General features: G+C 70.5%; 15 protein-coding genes. 14 read left to right on the plus strand and 1 reads right to left on the minus strand.

What is annotated here, in order from left to right:
• Positions 1 to 94 precede the first annotated feature (94 nt).
• Entirely contained in the window at positions 95 to 1,027 is a 933-nt protein-coding gene (locus PSH03_RS23965) for an ABC transporter ATP-binding protein (protein ID WP_238690478.1), read from the plus strand.
• A gap of 173 nt (positions 1,028 to 1,200) precedes the next feature.
• Here PSH03_RS23965 and PSH03_RS23970 read toward each other — a convergent pair whose 3' ends face one another.
• Entirely contained in the window at positions 1,201 to 1,437 is a 237-nt protein-coding gene (locus PSH03_RS23970; protein WP_112675795.1) for a flavin reductase, read from the minus strand.
• 253 nt (positions 1,438 to 1,690) lie between these two features.
• Between PSH03_RS23970 and PSH03_RS23975 the strand changes: the two genes are divergently transcribed.
• From PSH03_RS23975 to PSH03_RS24035, 13 genes are all read left to right on the plus strand, one after another.
• Positions 1,691 to 2,494, plus strand: a complete 804-nt coding sequence (locus PSH03_RS23975) for a helix-turn-helix domain-containing protein (RefSeq protein WP_238690479.1) — start codon at positions 1,691 to 1,693, stop codon at positions 2,492 to 2,494.
• Positions 2,485 to 2,676: a DUF397 domain-containing protein gene (locus PSH03_RS23980; protein ID WP_238690480.1), complete on the plus strand. Its 192-nt coding sequence runs from the start codon at positions 2,485 to 2,487 to the stop codon at positions 2,674 to 2,676. Before PSH03_RS23975 ends, PSH03_RS23980 begins: the two co-directional genes overlap by 10 nt.
• 429 nt (positions 2,677 to 3,105) lie before the next feature.
• Positions 3,106 to 3,894, plus strand: a complete 789-nt coding sequence (locus tag PSH03_RS23985; RefSeq protein ID WP_238690481.1) for an ABC transporter permease — start codon at positions 3,106 to 3,108, stop codon at positions 3,892 to 3,894.
• A 33-nt stretch (positions 3,895 to 3,927) separates the two neighbouring features.
• A complete protein-coding gene (locus tag PSH03_RS23990) occupies positions 3,928 to 4,737 on the plus strand; it encodes an ABC transporter permease (protein ID WP_238690482.1) in 810 nt (269 codons plus the stop codon).
• Positions 4,738 to 4,801: 64 nt separating this feature from the next.
• On the plus strand, positions 4,802 to 5,827 hold the full coding sequence (locus tag PSH03_RS23995) for a YihY/virulence factor BrkB family protein (RefSeq protein WP_238690483.1): 1,026 nt from the start codon (positions 4,802 to 4,804) through the stop codon (positions 5,825 to 5,827).
• A 288-nt stretch (positions 5,828 to 6,115) separates the two neighbouring features.
• Positions 6,116 to 7,294, plus strand: coding sequence for an ROK family protein (locus PSH03_RS24000; RefSeq protein WP_210783894.1), 1,179 nt, complete (start codon positions 6,116 to 6,118; stop codon positions 7,292 to 7,294).
• Positions 7,295 to 7,427: 133 nt separating this feature from the next.
• Complete coding sequence (locus PSH03_RS24005; RefSeq protein ID WP_238690682.1) at positions 7,428 to 8,936, plus strand: sugar ABC transporter ATP-binding protein; 1,509 nt, start codon at positions 7,428 to 7,430, stop codon at positions 8,934 to 8,936.
• Positions 8,933 to 10,060, plus strand: a complete 1,128-nt coding sequence (locus PSH03_RS24010) for an ABC transporter permease (protein ID WP_210783895.1) — start codon at positions 8,933 to 8,935, stop codon at positions 10,058 to 10,060. The genes PSH03_RS24005 and PSH03_RS24010 overlap by 4 nt, the downstream gene beginning before the upstream one ends.
• A 98-nt stretch (positions 10,061 to 10,158) precedes the next feature.
• Positions 10,159 to 11,211, plus strand: a complete 1,053-nt coding sequence (locus PSH03_RS24015; RefSeq protein ID WP_210783896.1) for a substrate-binding domain-containing protein — start codon at positions 10,159 to 10,161, stop codon at positions 11,209 to 11,211.
• A gap of 54 nt (positions 11,212 to 11,265) precedes the next feature.
• Positions 11,266 to 12,441 carry a Gfo/Idh/MocA family protein gene (locus PSH03_RS24020; RefSeq protein ID WP_372494874.1) on the plus strand — a complete coding sequence of 392 codons (1,176 nt, stop codon included), beginning with the start codon at positions 11,266 to 11,268 and terminating at the stop codon, positions 12,439 to 12,441.
• A gap of 644 nt (positions 12,442 to 13,085) precedes the next feature.
• Entirely contained in the window at positions 13,086 to 14,252 is a 1,167-nt protein-coding gene (locus PSH03_RS24025) for an inositol-3-phosphate synthase (protein WP_238690485.1), read from the plus strand.
• The gene (locus tag PSH03_RS24030) at positions 14,236 to 15,195 is read left to right on the plus strand and encodes an SCO3242 family prenyltransferase (RefSeq protein ID WP_238690486.1); all 960 of its coding nucleotides are present in this window, start codon (positions 14,236 to 14,238) and stop codon (positions 15,193 to 15,195) included. The genes PSH03_RS24025 and PSH03_RS24030 overlap by 17 nt, the downstream gene beginning before the upstream one ends.
• Positions 15,192 to 16,175, plus strand: coding sequence for a sugar phosphate isomerase/epimerase family protein (locus PSH03_RS24035; RefSeq protein ID WP_238690487.1), 984 nt, complete (start codon positions 15,192 to 15,194; stop codon positions 16,173 to 16,175). Before PSH03_RS24030 ends, PSH03_RS24035 begins: the two co-directional genes overlap by 4 nt.
• The last annotated feature ends 54 nt before the right edge of the window (positions 16,176 to 16,229 follow it).

Below are 16,229 nucleotides of genomic sequence, written 5' to 3' on the forward strand. Positions count from 1 at the left end.
TTCGCCGCCGGTGGTACGGACACAGTGGCGGCCGACTGGTCGCCGGCGAATATTTGCGTGGAGGGCTGTCGGACCCGGCGGTTAGGGTCGGGCGGTGACTTCGGGGCGACCACTGATTCAGGCTCGCGGGCTGGTGAAGCGGTTCGGCGATTTCACCGCCGTGGCCGGCATCGACGTCGAGGTTCGCCCGGGTGAGGCGTTCGGCTTCCTCGGGCCCAACGGCGCGGGCAAGTCGTCCACCATGCGGATGATCGGCTGCATCTCCCCACCCAGCGGGGGTGAGCTGCGCATCCTCGACATGGATCCGGTGGCTGACGGGCCGGCGATCCGGGCGCGCCTCGGGGTGTGCCCCCAGCTGGACAATCTCGATCCGGAGTTGACCGTCCGGGAAAACCTGACCGTCTACGCCCGCTACTTCGGCATCTCCCGCCGGGCGGCCCGGGAGCGCGCCGCCGAGCTGCTCGACTTCGTCCAGCTCACCGAGCGGGCCGACAGCAAGGTCGAGCCGCTCTCCGGTGGCATGAAGCGTCGGCTGACCATCGCCCGCGCGCTGGTGAACGATCCGGAGATCGTGCTGCTCGACGAGCCGACCACCGGGCTCGACCCGCAGGCCCGGCACCTGGTGTGGGAGCGGCTGTTCCGGCTCAAGCAGCAGGGCGTCACGTTGGTGCTCACCACGCATTACATGGACGAGGCCGAGCAGCTCTGTGACCGCCTGGTGGTGATGGACGGCGGCCGGATCGTCGCGGAGGGCTCGCCCCGCGCGCTGATCGAGCAGCACTCGACCCGTGAGGTGGTCGAGCTGCGCTTCGCCGCCGAGTCGCAGGAGCCGTTCGCCGGCAAGCTCGACGGGTTGGGGGAGCGGGTCGAGGTGTTGCCCGACCGGGTCCTGCTCTACGTGCCCGACGGCGACGCGGCGGTCGCCGAGGTCACCGCGTTGGGGCTCCAGCCGGCGAACGTGCTGGTCCGGCGCAGCGGCCTGGAGGACGTCTTCCTGCACCTGACCGGCCGCACCCTGGTCGACTGACCGGCGCCCGGCCGTTCCTTGGCTGCGGCGTAGGCGGTTTTCCGGGTCGGCCCCAACGTGCCCGTGCCTGAGCCCACCGCTCGATTCTGCCCATGCGGCCACGGCACCCCTAAGACGCCGGAATTGGGCAACTTTGGGCGCGGTCGCACCGCTGATCTGCCGGCGGTCGCCGCTCAACGGGCTCTGGCCCAGGTGATGAACCGGTCGGTCAGTCGGTCCTGACCGGCCTGGCCGGCGAGGTCTCCGGCCGCCTCGTACAGCAACGCGGCGAGGTAGATGAGCAGGCCGATCCGGTCCTCGCGGTACTCGCCGAGCAGCGCCAGGCGGGCCGGCGAGCAGGGCCACGCCGCGCCGCAGACCCGGCAGCGCCAGGACGGGCGTGCCGCTACGTGGGGGCGGTACCGCGGCATCAGCGCCCGCCGCCGTGATGAGCCGACCTGGCGAGTCGCACGAGGGAACCTCCATCGGGGTGGGTGGGAGCGCCCCGGATCGGGGGTCACGGGGCGCTCCCGGCCTGGTTCCGCCCGCCGTCTGGATCCCGTGAGCGGTTCCGCTGCGTGACAGTCTGGTGAAGACCCGACTACGGTGGGAGGTTCCGCACGCCGACGACCAGCGCGTACGGCGATCGGCCCGGCACGGTACGGGAATGTACGGAGGGTGTCCGTGGAGAGTTCGTCCATGCTGGAGCACTTCGCCGAGGAGTTGCGACTGGCTCGGGCCGCCAGTGGGATGTCGCAGACGGCGCTGGCCGAGGCGTTGAGCTATTCCGGGGCGCTGGTCGCCAAGGTGGAGACATCCGAGCGCCGGCCAAGTCTGGACTTCGCCCGCCGGTGCGACGCCGTGTTCTCGGCCGACGGTCGGTTCGAACGCATCCAGCGGCGGATCAGCCGGGAGGCAGTGGTGCCGTGGTTCCGCGACTGGGCCGGCGTCGAGCAGGAAACCACAGCGCTGCGCTGGTTCGAGCCGCTCTACGTGCCGGGTCTGGTGCAGACCGAGGGTTACGCCCGCGCCATCCTGGCCGGTGCCGGGCTTTTCGCGGCGGACGAGGTCGAGCAGCAGGTGACCGCCCGGCTCGACCGGCAGGGCGTGCTCACCCGGAACCGGCCGCCGCTGCTCAGCGTGGTCGTCGACGAGTACGTGCTGCGCCGCCACATCGGCGGGCCGGAGGTGATGCGCGAGCAGTTGCGTCACCTTGTGAAGCTCGGCTCGGCCCTGCCCCGGGTCCGAATCCAGGTCGTGCCGCTGTCGGCCGGTGCGTACGCTGGGCTCGATGGTCCCTTCGTGATCGCCACCGCCGCCACCGGTGAGGATGTCGTCTATCTGGACGGGCAGCGCCACGGGCAGGTGATCGACCGGTCCGAGTACGTCCGGCAGATGGTCGAGGTGTGGGAGTCGATCCGGGGTGAGGCACTATCGCAGCAGCAGTCCCTCGACCTGATCGCGGAAGTGGCGGAGACATGGAGCTGACCGGCGCCCGGTGGCGCAAGAGCACCCGCAGCAACGGCAGCGGCGGCGCGTGCGTGGAGGTTGCCAGCAACCTGCCTGGGCTGGTGGCCGTCCGCGACTCCAAGGACCCGACCGGCCCCGCGCTGCTCTTCCCGCCTGACGCGTGGCGGGCGTTCGTCGGTGCCGACTCCTTCCGCCGGTAGTTAGCGCTCAGTCTCCGGCTGCTTGATCGGCCGCCCTTACCCATCGGCTCATATGCTGATCGATGACCTCCCGTACCTGGCGACGGAGGCCCGTGCCGCTCGTATCGCCCATCCCCTCGGCCGCGAAGACCGCATCGGTAAAGCTGTCCGCGTCGTTGGGAGAGGACTCGCGGAGCCGAAGGTTCTCTGCAGGGGGCAGGCAGAAGCCCAGCTTGACGCACAGCTCTTCGAGGAGTCGTTGGACTTCAGAATTCCTGTCATGAGGGTGGCCCATGGTGGACAGCTTGGTGACTCCTGCCGCGAGTCGCCAACCCTGACGCGCACAAATCCGGGCGACACGTCGGCGGGGTCGTCGTAGGGTGACCGCGGTCTGTCGTACCCCGGGGGTAGACAGGTCGTGGTGGTCGGCGCGGTGGGCGGGGTGGTCGGGTGAGTGCGGCGGGATCGGCGCGGTTCCCATGGGTGCCGGCGTACGCGGTGTTCGAGCACTACCTGGTGGGGCTTCGGCGCACCTGGCGGGCCGGGGTGTTCTCCTCGTTCCTGCTGCCGGTGCTGACGGTCCTCGGGTTCGGGGTGGGCGTCGGCGCCTACATCGACCAGGGCGTCGGCGGGGTGCGTTACCTCGACTGGCTGGTCCCCGGGCTGATCGCCTCGACAGCGCTCCAGGTGACCGTCGGTGACTCGACCTGGCCGGTGTTCAGCAACTTCCAATGGGTCAAGACCTACTTCGCGCAGGGCGCGTCGCCGCTGCGGGTGGGTGACATCGTGGCCGGGCACCTGGCCTTCGTGCTGTTCCGCGTGCTCACCACGATTGTGGCGTTCCTACTGGTCACCGGGCTGTTCGGGGCGTTGCGGTCGCCGTGGGCGGTGGCCACCCTGCCGGTGGTGGCGTTGCTCGGGCTGGCCGTCGCCGCACCGACCTTCGCGTACGCCGCATCGGTGTCGAGCGACAGTTGGCTGGCGATGCTGTTCCGGTTCGCGGTCATCCCGATGACGCTCTTCGCCGGGGTGTTCTTTCCGGTCGAGTCGTTGCCCGAGGCGCTGCGCTGGCTGGCGTACGCGACACCGTTGTGGCACGCCGTGGACCTGTGCCGCGCGGCCACGCTCGGCGTCGCCCCACAGTGGTCGATCGTCGGGCACCTGCTCTACCTGGCCGCCTGGGCGGTCGCCGGCTGGTTGCTGGCGGTGCGCGCGTTCCGTCGCAAGCTCGTCGTCTGAACAGCAACCCGAAGAGCAAGCAGAGAGGATGCCGTGGTCACGCTGATCCTGCCCCGGCTGGTCGACGTCTCCGCCGCGTCCCGGCGGTCGGCGTCGGTGGTCGGGCGCAACGTCGCGGCGCTGAAGTCGGCCTACTGGCTGCTGCTGCTCTCCGGCTTCGTGGAGCCGCTGCTCTACCTGCTCTCCATCGGGGTGGGCGTCGGCGCGCTGGTCGGCGACCTGCCGCTGCCCGACGGGCGGCTGGTCTCGTACGCCGAGTTCGTGGCCCCGGCGATGCTCGCCTCCTCGGCGATGACCGGTGCGCTCGCGGAGACCACCTTCAACTTCTTCGGCAAGATGAAGTACATGAAGCTGTACGACGGGATGATCGCCACCCCGGTACGGCCGTTCGAGATCGCCGTGGGCGAGTTGGGTTGGGCGATGCTGCGGGGCAGCGCCTACTCGGCGGCGTTCCTCGGCGTGATGGTCGCGCTGGAGTTGACAAGCGTCACCCGCGCGTTGACCGCTCTCCCGGCCGCGGTGCTTGTCGGGTTCGCGTTCGGGGCGCTCGGCATGGCGATCTCCACCTTCATGCGCAGCTGGCAGGATTTCGACCTGATGGCCTCCGCGCAGTTCACCCTCTTCCTCTTCTCCGGCACCTTCGTGCCGGCGCAGGCCTACCCGACAGTGCTGCACTGGCTCGTCGAGATCACCCCGCTGTACCGGTCGGTGCACCTGCTCCGCGGGGTCGCGCTGGGCAGTGGTGGTTGGCTCTGGCTGCTCGACGTGCTCTACCTGCTGGCGATGATGGCGATCGGTCTGCTGGTGGCTTCCCGCCGAATGGCGAGGTTGCTCTACAAGTAGGGGTTATCCGCGCCCGTCCACGGGGCATGTCCGGAGGTGACACCGCCGACCAGGAGGAGGGGCGATGACCTCGGACGAGTCTTCCGCCCAGCGTGAGCGCGAGGGTGATCCGGCCACCACGCCGGTCGGGCCCGACGCGGGCCCGGACAGCCCCACCGACCTGCCCGGCAGCGGCTGGAAGGCGGCGATGCGCCGGACGATCACCGAATTCCAGGACGACAGCCTCACCGACTGGGCCGCCGCGCTTACCTACTACGGGGTGCTGTCAATCTTCCCCGGCCTGCTGGTGCTGATCTCCCTACTCGGGCTGCTCGGCGAGAGTGCCACCCAGGGCGTCAAGGACACCGTCAACCAGGCGGTGCCGAACGACAGCGTGCAGGAGATCATCGAGGGCGCGATCAACACCGCCCAGCAGAACGGCGGCCTGGCCAGCGTCGCGGCGATCATCGGTCTGGTGGCCGCGTTCTGGTCCGCGTCCGGCTACATCGGCGCGTTCATGCGTGCGTCCAACACGATCTACGACGTGCCGGAGGGTCGGCCGATCTGGAAGACGCTGCCGATCCGGGCCGGTGTGACAGCGGTGATCGGCGTGCTGCTGCTGGTGTGCGCGGTGATCGTGGTCTTCACCGGCCGCCTCGCCGAGTCGGTCGGTGACGTGATCGGGCTCGGTTCGACGGCGGTCGCGGTGTGGGACGTCGCGAAGTGGCCGGTGCTGCTGATCCTGGTCAGCCTGATGTTCGCGATCCTCTACTGGGCCTCACCGAACGCGCGGCACGGCGGCTTCCGCTGGATCAGCCCCGGCGGGGTGCTGGCCGTGGTGATCTGGCTGGTGATCTCCGGCCTGTTCGCCTTCTACGTGAGCAACTTCGGCTCGTACGACAAGACGTACGGGACGCTGGCCGGGGTCATCATCTTCCTGGTGTGGCTCTGGCTGAGCAACATCGCGATCCTGCTGGGGGCGGAGTTCGACGCCGAGTTGGAGCGGGGTCGCGCCATCTCGGCCGGGCACTCGGTCGACGACGAGCCGTACGTCGAGCTGCGCGACGACCGCAAGCTCCGCAAGAAGCGAAATTCTGCCGGCCGCCGCTGACGGCTCAGCCCTGATCGCCCTGCGGCCACCGCCCCGCGCCAAATTGCCCCGCCACCGAGGATCGGCTGGCGGGGCGTTTGCGTGTCCGTCGATGGAACTGCGGGCGAGGGGACGCGGGCCGTCCGTGATCCTTTCCATGATCGACTAGTAGCTTTTGTTCTTTCGGACAAAAGTTGGTCTCGGAACGGTTGAAGCTCTGGACAGGCGGCGTGGAACGCTCTTACTGTGTCGGACACAACACATCGGCATTGCGTCGATGTGAACGCTGCCAAAGAAGAGGGGGCCCGGGTGCGCACCGTCGACCCCCTACACGTGCGCCTGTTGCGGCTGCTCCGCGACGAGGGTGCCGTGTCCCGGGCCGAGCTGGGCGACCGGCTCCAGATGCCGCGTCCGCGCATGCTGGCCGAGCTTGATCGCCTGGTGACGCTGGGCTATGTGGCCGAGGCCGGGCTCGCCGCATCCCGAGGCGGGCGTCGCTCGACTCTCGTCGAGCTGAACCCGAAGCTGCGCTTCGCCGCCGTCGACCTCGGCGCCAGCTCGATGGACGTCGAGGTGGTCAACGGCCGCCTCGAACCGGTGGCCCACTACGCCGAGGCGGCCGACATCCGCAACGGCCCGAAGGTGACCCTGCAACGGGTCAACGAACTGCTGCACAAGGCCCGGGTCGACGGCGCGTACGAGCGACTGGACGCGGTCGGCATCGGCGTACCCGGCCCGGTCAGCTTCCGCGACGGCGTTCCGGTCTCACCACCGATCATGCCGGGCTGGGACCGGTTCCCGGTGCGTGAGCTGCTCAGCCGGGAGCACGGCTGCCCGGCGGTGGTCGACAACGACGTCAACATCATGGCGATCGGCGAGCGGCACGGTGGTGTCGCCCACTCGGTGGACGACTTCCTCTTCGTGAAGATCGGCACCGGCATCGGGTGCGGCATCTACCTCACCGGCGAGGTCTACCGGGGCACCGACGGCTGTGCCGGCGACATAGGCCACATCCAGGTCGACTCGCACGGTCCGATGTGCTCCTGCGGCAACATCGGCTGCCTGGAGGCGCTGTTCAGCGGCGCCGCGCTCGCCAAGGACGCCGCAGCCGCCGCCCGCAGTGGCACGTCGCCGGCGCTGGCCGAGCGACTGGCGCTGCGGGGTGTCGTCACCGCGCTGGACGTCGCCGAGGGCGCCGTCGAGGGCGACGTGACCTGCATCCAGTTGATCCGGGACGGCGGACGGCGGGTCGGCGGAGTGCTCGCCGGTCTGGTCAGCTTCACCAACCCGTCCATGATCGTGATCGGTGGAGGGCTGGCCCAGCTGGGCCACATCCTGCTCGCCGAGATCCGCAGTGTGGTCTACCGCCGGTCACTGCCACTGGCCACCGGCAACCTTCCCGTCGTCCTGTCCGAGCTGGGCGGCCGTGCCGGTGTCACCGGCGCGGCGGTGCTCGCGAGCGACGTCGCCTTCGGGGAAGCCGCATGAAGCTGTTCGAGATTCCGTCGTGAGCGAGGAGGAGACTGTGGCTCTGCCCGAGGATGACCCCGCCACCGCGTCGGCCGAGGCCGTCGCCGAGGCGCCGCTGGTCGAGGCTCCCGCCGACACCGTCGCGGGCGAGGTGGTCCTGCGCCTCACCGATCTGGTGAAGACCTTCCCCGGCGTACGCGCGCTCGACGGCGTGCAGCTGGAGGTGCGTGCCGGCGAGGTGCACTGCCTGCTCGGGCAGAACGGCGCCGGCAAGTCCACCCTCATCAAGGTGCTCGCCGGGGTGCACCAACCGGATTCCGGGCAGGTGGAGTGGCGCGGTGAGCCGGCCACGTTCGCCAACCCGCAGGCCGCCATGAAGGCGGGCATCGCCACCATCTACCAGGAGCTCGACCTCGTCGAGGATCTGTCGGTGGCGGAGAACGCGTTCCTCGGACACGAGTACCGCAACTTCGGTTTCGTCCGGCGCGGTCGGATGGCCCGGCACACCCGGCAGATCCTCAGCCGGCTCGGCCACGGTGAGATCCCGCCGGGGCGGATGGTCCGGTCACTGCCGGCGGCCGGCAAACAGATCGTCAGCATGGCGCGGGCGCTGTCGCACGAGGCCCGACTGATCATCATGGACGAGCCGAGCGCGGTGCTGGCCCACGACGAGGTCGGCAACCTGTTCCGGATCATCCGAGAGCTGACCGCGCAGGGCATCGCCGTCATCTACATCTCCCACCGGTTGGAGGAGATCCGCGAGATCGGCGACCGGGTCACCGTACTCAAGGACGGCCGGACCACGGCGGCGAACCTGCCGGCGCGCGACACCCCGACCCGCGACCTGGTGAGCCGGATGACCGGCCGCACCATCGAGTACGTCTTCCCGGACCGGCCGACCGACGACCCCGCTGGCGCCGACCTGCTCCAGGTGCAGGGGTTGACCCGCACCGGCGAGTTCGCCGACGTGTCGCTGAACGTGCGTGCCGGGGAGATCGTGGGCATCGCGGGGCTGGTCGGCTCCGGTCGTTCCGAACTGCTGGAGACGATCTACGGTGCCCGCCTCCCGGAGGCCGGCACGGTGCAGATGGACGGCAAGGTCCTGCGGCCCGGCGTCGGCGCGGCGGTTCGCGCCGGCATGGGAATGGCCCCGGAGGAACGCAAGAGCCAGGCGCTGCTGCTCGGCGAGCCGATCTACCGCAACGTCACGCTGGCCACCTTCGGCCGGTACGCGCGGCTCGGCTTCACCAACGCCGCCAAGGAACGCGCCGAGGCGGACCGGATCGCGGAGACCCTGGAGCTGCGGCCCCGGGACGTCGACCGGCCGGTACGCACGCTGTCCGGCGGCAACCAGCAGAAGGTGGTGGTCGGGCGTTGGCTGCTCGGCGGCACCAAGTTGCTGCTTCTCGACGAGCCGACCCGGGGCGTGGACGTGGGCGCCCGGGCCGAGCTCTACCAGGTCATCCGGGGATTGGCCGCACAGGGCGTTGGGGTGCTGCTGGTCTCCAGCGAGGTGCCCGAGGTGCTGGGTCTGGCCGACCGGGTGCTGGTGATGCGGGAAGGGCGGGTCGTCCGCGAAGCCGCGGCCGGCGAACTCGACGAGAACACTGTGCTTGACCTCGTGATGGCGGGGTCCTTGATGGAAGGCGCACCGGCATGAGCGACGCGACTCCCACTCCCACCGCGACACCGGAGCGCCCGCAGCTTCCGGCGCAGTCGCCGCCGGTGGACCCGGCGGAGACGGCGGTGGCAAATAACAAGGCAGGATCCGGGGGCAAGCTCTCCTGGTGGCGGGGTGACGGTGGCGACGGCGCCAAGCGCAACCTCGGCCTGATCGGGGTGCTGGCCGCGCTCATCGTGGTCGGCGCGGTCACCAAGCCCGACCTGTACGGCGACCCGAACTGGGTCTGGAACAACGTCCTGGCCATTCTCCAGTTGGCCTCGGTCGTCGGCGTGGTCACTGTCGGGATGACCTTCGTGATCATCGGTGGTGGCATCGACCTGTCGGTCGGCGCGATCGTCGCGCTGGCCGGGGTCTGGTGCACCACTGTGGCCACCCAGAGCTACGGCGCCGGCGGCATGATCTTCACCGCCCTCGCGGTCGGCATCTGCGTCGGTCTCGTCAACGGTGTGCTCATCTCGTACGGGCGGCTGGTTCCCTTCATCGCGACGCTCGCGATGCTGGTGGCCGCGCGAGGGCTCGCGGCGTCGATCTCCAACAAGCAGACCCAGGTGTCGAGCAGCACCTTCATCAACGACATCGCCGCGCGCAAGGTGATCGGGATCCCGATCCTGGTCTACATCCTCGGCGCGGTCGTGCTGGCCGGTTGGGTGGTGCTCAACCGCACGACCTTCGGCCGGCGGACCATCGCCGTCGGTGGTAACCCGGAGGCGGCCCGGCTGGCCGGCATCAACGTCCGGCGGCACACCATGCTGCTCTACGCGCTCTCCGGTCTCTGCTGCGGTATCGCCGCCATCATGCTCACCTCGCAGGCAACCTCGGCACAGGCGGCGATGGCCAACCTGTACGAGTTGGACGCGATCGCCGCGGCGATCATCGGCGGGACGTTGCTCAGCGGCGGCCGGGGCACGATCGTCGGCTCGCTGCTCGGCGTCATCATCTTCGCCACCATCACGAACCTCTTCGCCATCAACGGCCTCTCCATCGAGGCGCAGAACATGGTCAAGGGCGGCATCATCGTCGCCGCCGTCCTGGTCCAGCAGTTCCAGTTCAAGTCAGTCACTCGGCTCCTCGCGCGGAACAGGGTCACCACCGCAACCTGACGCACCGCACCGTTGTCCTGGCGACGTCGAGAAAGTTCGACGGTGGCCGGGCCCCGCACACCCTCAATAAGTCAAATCCCGCTCCCAGGAGGTCATTAATGACCCAGCACAGTCGCGACCTGTCGCGCCGCCGGTTGCTCTTCGGTGGAGCCGCAGTGGGCGCTGCCACCCTCCTCACCGCCTGCACCAGCAACGAGACCCCGGCCGCCAGCACCCAGACCAAGGCCGCCGGAAACAGTGAAGGCAACAACGCCCCGGGCAAGAAGGTCGTCATCGGCTTCTCCGCCCCGGCCGCCGACCACGGCTGGATGGGCGCGATCCACGCCAACGCCAAGGCGCAGGCCGCCGCCTACTCGGACGTGGAGTTCAAGGAGGTCGACGGTGGGTCGAACTCCGAGGCCCAGCGCTCCACGCTCGGCACGCTGATCGCCCAGAAGCCGGACATCATCGTCGTGCTGCCGCACGACGGCAAGGAGGTCAACGCCGTTGCCCTCCAGGCGATGCAGGCGGGCATCCCGATCGTGAACCTCGACCGGGCGTTCCCCGACGCGCTGGCCTCGCGGCTGGTCATCAAGGGCGACAACTACGGCATGGGCGTCTCGGCCGGGCACTTCATCGGCAAGATGCTCAAGGACAAGGGCGTCGCCAACCCGGTCATCGGTGAGATCGCCGGTCTGGAGATCCCGCTGACCGTCGAGCGCAGCGAGGGCTTCAAGGCCGCCCTGGCGACCTACGGGTTCAAGGTGGGCAACCGTCGTTCGGCCGAGTTCACCTCGGACAGCGGTCAGCGCGAGGCGTCCCAGCTGCTCCAGGCGCTGCCGAAGATCGACGCCATCTGGAACCACGACGACGACCAGGGCATCGGTGTGCTCGCGGCCATCAAGCAGGCCAACCGGTCGGAGTTCTTCATGGTCGGCGGCGCGGGCTCCAAGCTCGCGATCGACGCGATCAAGGCCGACAACACCGTGCTCAAGGCCACTGTCACCTACAACCCGTCGATGGCCTCCTCGGCGGTCTCGCTCGCGCGGCTCATCGCGCAGGGTCGGGGCCTGGGCGACCTGACCGAGCTGCAGGTGCCCAAGGAAGTGACCCTGGCCTCGGAGACGATCACCAAGGAGAACGCGAGCAGCTACGACAAGCTCGGGTTCTGACATACCGGGGGGAGACCCACCTTGTCCACGACAGACAAAGAACTGCGGGTCGGCATGGTCGGCTACGCGTTCATGGGCGCCGCGCACTCACAGGCGTGGCGCACCGTGAACCGCGTCTTCGACCTGCCGGCGCGGGCCCGGATGGCGTTGATCTGCGGCCGAGACACAGCGAAGGTGGCTGACGCCGCCGACACACTCGGCTGGGACGCGTACACCACCGACTGGCGTGACCTGATCAACCGGGACGACATCGACGTCGTCGACATCTGCACCCCGGGCGACAGTCATGCCGAGATCGCTCTCGCCGCGTTGGCCGCAGGCAAGCACGTTCTGTGCGAGAAGCCGTTGGCCAACTCGGTGGAGGAGGCACGGGCGATGACCGCTGCGGCGGACGTCGCCCGGGCCTCCGGAGTGCGGTCGATGTGCGGGTTCAACTACCGCCGGGTCCCCGCGGTCACGATGATGCGCCAGTTGGTCGCCGACGGACGGCTCGGGGTGATTCGACACGTCCGTGCGACGTACCTGCAGGACTGGATCGTGGACCCGCAGTTCCCGCTGGTCTGGCGGTTGCAGAAGGACAGGGCGGGCTCCGGCGCGCTCGGTGACATCGGTGCGCACATCATCGACCTGACCCAGTTCGTCACGGGTCAGCGGATCAGCGGCGTCAGCGCGGTCACCGAGACCTTCGTCAAGGAGCGGCCGTTGCCGGCCGAGTCGAGCGGTCTGGCGGCCTCGGTGGACGGCCAGACGGCGCCCACCGGGACTGTCACCGTCGACGACGCCGCGGTCTTCGTGGCGCGACTCGACGGTGGCGCCCTGGCCACGTACGAGGCGAGCCGGTTCGCGACCGGCCGTAAGAACGCGCTGCGCGTCGAGATCAACGGCTCGCTGGGCAGTGTGGTCTTCGACCTGGAGCGCCTCAACGAGCTGGAGTTCTACGACGCGACCCGCCCGGCCGTGGAGCAGGGCTTCAGCCGCATCCTGGTGACCGAGGGCGAGCACCCGTACATGTCGGCGTGGTGGCCGCCGGGCCACATCATCGGCTACGAGCACTCGTTCACGCACGAGATGCGCGATTTCATCGAGGCGGTCGCCACCGGTGTCGACCCGACTCCCTCCTTCGCCGACGCGTTGCAGGTCCAGCTGGTGCTGGACGCGGTGGCCCGCTCGGCGGAGCTCGGCTCCTCCTGGGCCGAGGTGGAACCGACGCTGACCGCGGCGACCGTCTGACCATTGACCATCCGCGACGGCGGTGTTCGCACCGCCATCGCCCGACCGGCTTTCCGAAGCCGACCGGCGAGGGACCAGCCACGGATTGCGCCCCGTGGCCGGGACAGAGGTCGGCTTCGGAGAGCGTGCGGCCGGGCTTTTACGGCCCGGTGGCGCACGAGCAGGACGGTCGTCCGGTGCGACCGGACCGGGATTCCCCGGTCGCACCGGAGGACCGCCACCACCGGTGACCTCCGGAGGACCTGATGACACCGCCCGCCGCCGCCCCCACCCGTACCGCATCCGCTCGCCGGTTCCCGGCGGGTAGTGGTTCGGTCGGTGTTCCGGTGGGCGCGGCGGCCTGAGACGCCCGGCCGAGGCATGCCAATGCCTCGACCGGCCGGATGCGGGGGAGGCAGGGTCGAGACGCCGACCCGACCCTGCCTACCAGCCCCGTCTGCTCGCACCTGCCGGGATCCGGTCCGGCGTCGTCGCCGCCGACGCCGACGTCGGAAGCCGGTGCTGTTCCGGTGCGGGGCGAGCGGACGGGGCCCATCCACCCCGGCCCGAAACTTTCCGAAACTGGCCCGTATCTTTCCGAAACATATTCTGATATTCCTATATTTAGCGGTACCGACGGTTCCTCGTGAAGGGGAAGGAGCACCATGCGAACAGGTGTCTGGCTGGTAGGAGCGCGCGGTTCGGTCGCGACCACCAGCATCGTCGGGGGGCTCGCGCTGCGGGCCGGCCTGGCCGGGCCGACCGGCTGCGTCACCGAGCTTCCCGAGCTGCGCGGCCCGGCCCTGCCGGCCTTCACCGATCTGGTCTTCGGCGGACACGATCTGGCCACCACTCCGCTGTGCAAGCGCGCCGAGGCCCTCGCCGACGCCGGTGTCATCCCCTGGCGACTGGTCGCCGCGCTCCGCGACGAGCTGGGCGTGGTCGAGCAGGGACTGCGCCCAGCACCGGTCGGCGACACCCAGGCCGACCGGGCCGAGGCAGTGGTCCGCGACCTGACCAGCTTCCGCGAGCGGCACGAACTGGACCGGGTGGTGGTGGTCAACGTCTCCGCCACCGAGCCGGCACCCGAACCGCACCCCGCGCACGCCGACCCGGCCGCGCTACGCGCCGCCCTCGACGGCCCGGACGAGGTGCTGCCGGTCAGCTCCCTCTACGCGTACGCCGCAGTGCTCGCCGGCTGCCCGTACATCGACTTCACCCCGTCCACCGGGCTGCGGCTACCGGCGCTGGCCGCGCTGGCCGAGGAGGCCCGACTGCCGTACGCCGGGCACGACGGCAAGACCGGGGAAACCCTTGTCAAGTCGGTGCTCGCGCCGATGTTCGCGATGCGCAACCTGGCCGTGGGCTCCTGGTCCGGGGTCAACCTGCTCGGCGGTGGCGACGGCGCCACCCTCGCCGACCCGGCCGCGAACGCGGCGAAGGTGCAGAGCAAGCAGCGGGTGCTCGGCGAGACGCTGGGCTACGTCCCGCAGGGCGGCACCCGCATCGAGTACGTCGAGGAGCTGGGCGACTTCAAGACCGCCTGGGATCTGATCACCTTCAGCGGCTTCCTCGGCACCGGCATGCGGATGGAGTTCACCTGGCACGGCTGCGACTCCGCGTTGGCCGCGCCGCTGGTGCTCGACCTGGCCCGGCTCACCGCCGCCGCGCACGCCGCCGGGCAGGTGGGGCCGCTGGCCGACCTGGGCTTCTTCTTCAAGGACCCGCTGGGCGCGCCCACCCACTCGCTGGGTGAGCAGTGGGCCCGGCTGACCGCCTTCACCCGGCAACTGCACGACGGCGGAGACGGTGACCATGACAACGTTGGCTGATCTCGCCGAGCTGGTCCGGGCGCCGGCCGCGCTCTCGGTGCCCGGTGACGTGATCGCCGGGGCCGCGGCGGCCGGCGCGTTGAGCCCGCGTACCCCGGCCCTGGCCGGCGCATCGGTGCTGCTCTACTGGGCCGGCATGGCCGCCAACGACTGGGCCGACCGACGCCTGGACGCCGAGGAACGGCCCGAGCGGCCGATCCCGAGCGGGCGGATCACCCCGGCCGCCGCTGTCGGCCTCGCGGCCGGCCTCACGGCCGCCGGCGTGGGCCTGGCCGCCGCCGCGGGCGGTCGCCGCGCCGCCGCGCTCGCCGTGCCGCTGGCCGCCACCATCTGGGGGTACGACCTGCTGGCCAAGAACACCGCGGCCGGCCCGGCCGTGATGGCCGCCTGCCGAGGGCTGGACGTGCTGCTCGGCGCGTCCGGCGGCCGGATCACCCGGGCGTTGCCGGCGGCGGCCACCGTCGCCGCGCACACCTGGACGGTCACCGCGCTGTCCCGCCGGGAGGTCAGCGGCGCCGACGCCACCCTGCCGATGCGCACCCTCGCCGGCACCGCGTTGGTCGCCGCCAGTGCCGCCGTCGCCGTGCCGGGCGCTCGACGCGCAGCCCACCGATCGACGAACCAGCCCGGGGCCACCGACCGGGCCGACACCGTCGACGAGACCGGCGTGCGCGCGGGTCGCAGCCGGTCGGCCACTATCGCGGCGCTGCTGCCCGCGGTGCTGGCCGGCTGGTACGCCGCCCGGTACGGCGCGGCCCAGGCCGAGGTGGTCCGGGACCCGTCGGCCGGGCGGGTCCGCGCGGCCGTCGGCGCCGGGATCACCGGGTTGCCGGCCCTCCAGGGAGCCCTCACCGCACGGGGTGGGGCGGGTCTGCTCGGGGTGGCCGTCGCGGCGGCCGCGCCGCTGGGTCGACGGCTGGCCCGGAAGGTCTCCCCGACATGAGCGTCCCCGAGCCCCGGCCCGGTGCGTCGGCCGCCGACGCCACCACGCTGCGCCTCGGGTACGGCACGAACGGCTTCGCCAACCACCGCCTCGACGACGCGCTCGCCGTCATCGCCGACCTCGGTTACGACGGGGTGGCGCTCACCCTGGACCACGACCACCTGGACCCGTTCGCGCCCGGGCTCACCCGCCGGGTCGCCGCTGTCGGTCGACGGTTGGAGTCGCTGGGCCTGGCGGTGGTCATCGAGACCGGTGCCCGCTACCTGCTCGACCCGTGGCAGAAGCACGCCCCGACGTTGCTGCACGACGACCCGACGCGGCGGATCGAGTTCCTGCGCCGGGCCGTGCGGATCGGCGCCGACCTGGGCGCGGAGGCGGTCTCGTTCTGGGCCGGTGTCCGACCCGAGGCGGTGTCACAGCAGTGCGCCTGGGACCGGCTGGTGTCCGGCTGCGCCACAGTGGTCGACGCGGCCGACACCGCTGGCGTCACACTCGGCTTCGAACCGGAGCCGGGCATGCTGGTGCAGGACATCGCCGACTGGCGTCGGCTGCACGCGGCACTCGACAACCCGGCTCGTTTCGGCATCACCCTCGACATCGGCCACTGCCGGTGCCTGGAGCCCTGGCCGGTGCCGCAGTGCGTCGCCGAGGTGGCCGATCACCTGGTCAACGTGCAGATCGACGACATGCGCCGAGGCGTGCACGAGCACCTGGAGTTCGGCGTCGGCGAGATCGACTTCCCGCCGGTGCTGGCCGCGCTGCGCGACGCCGGCTACCGCGGTCTGGTCGCCGTCGAGTTGCCCCGCGACTCGCACGCCGCGCCCGCCGTGGCCGCCCGGTCGATCGAGTTCCTGCGGGCCGCCGCGGCTACCGAATACGACCCTGCCCACACCCTTTGCTCTGCACCTGCCGAAGCGACACCTGCCGGGGCGACACCTGCCGAGGCGCGACCTGCCGAAGAGGCCCCGGTGCATATATAGGTGCAGAGCAAAGGGTGGTGGCGGGGCACCGGGGAGCAGCACAAGGGAGGAGAC

The organism is Micromonospora salmantinae (assembly GCF_022230905.1).
In the GTDB taxonomy this organism is placed as follows: domain Bacteria; phylum Actinomycetota; class Actinomycetes; order Mycobacteriales; family Micromonosporaceae; genus Micromonospora; species Micromonospora salmantinae.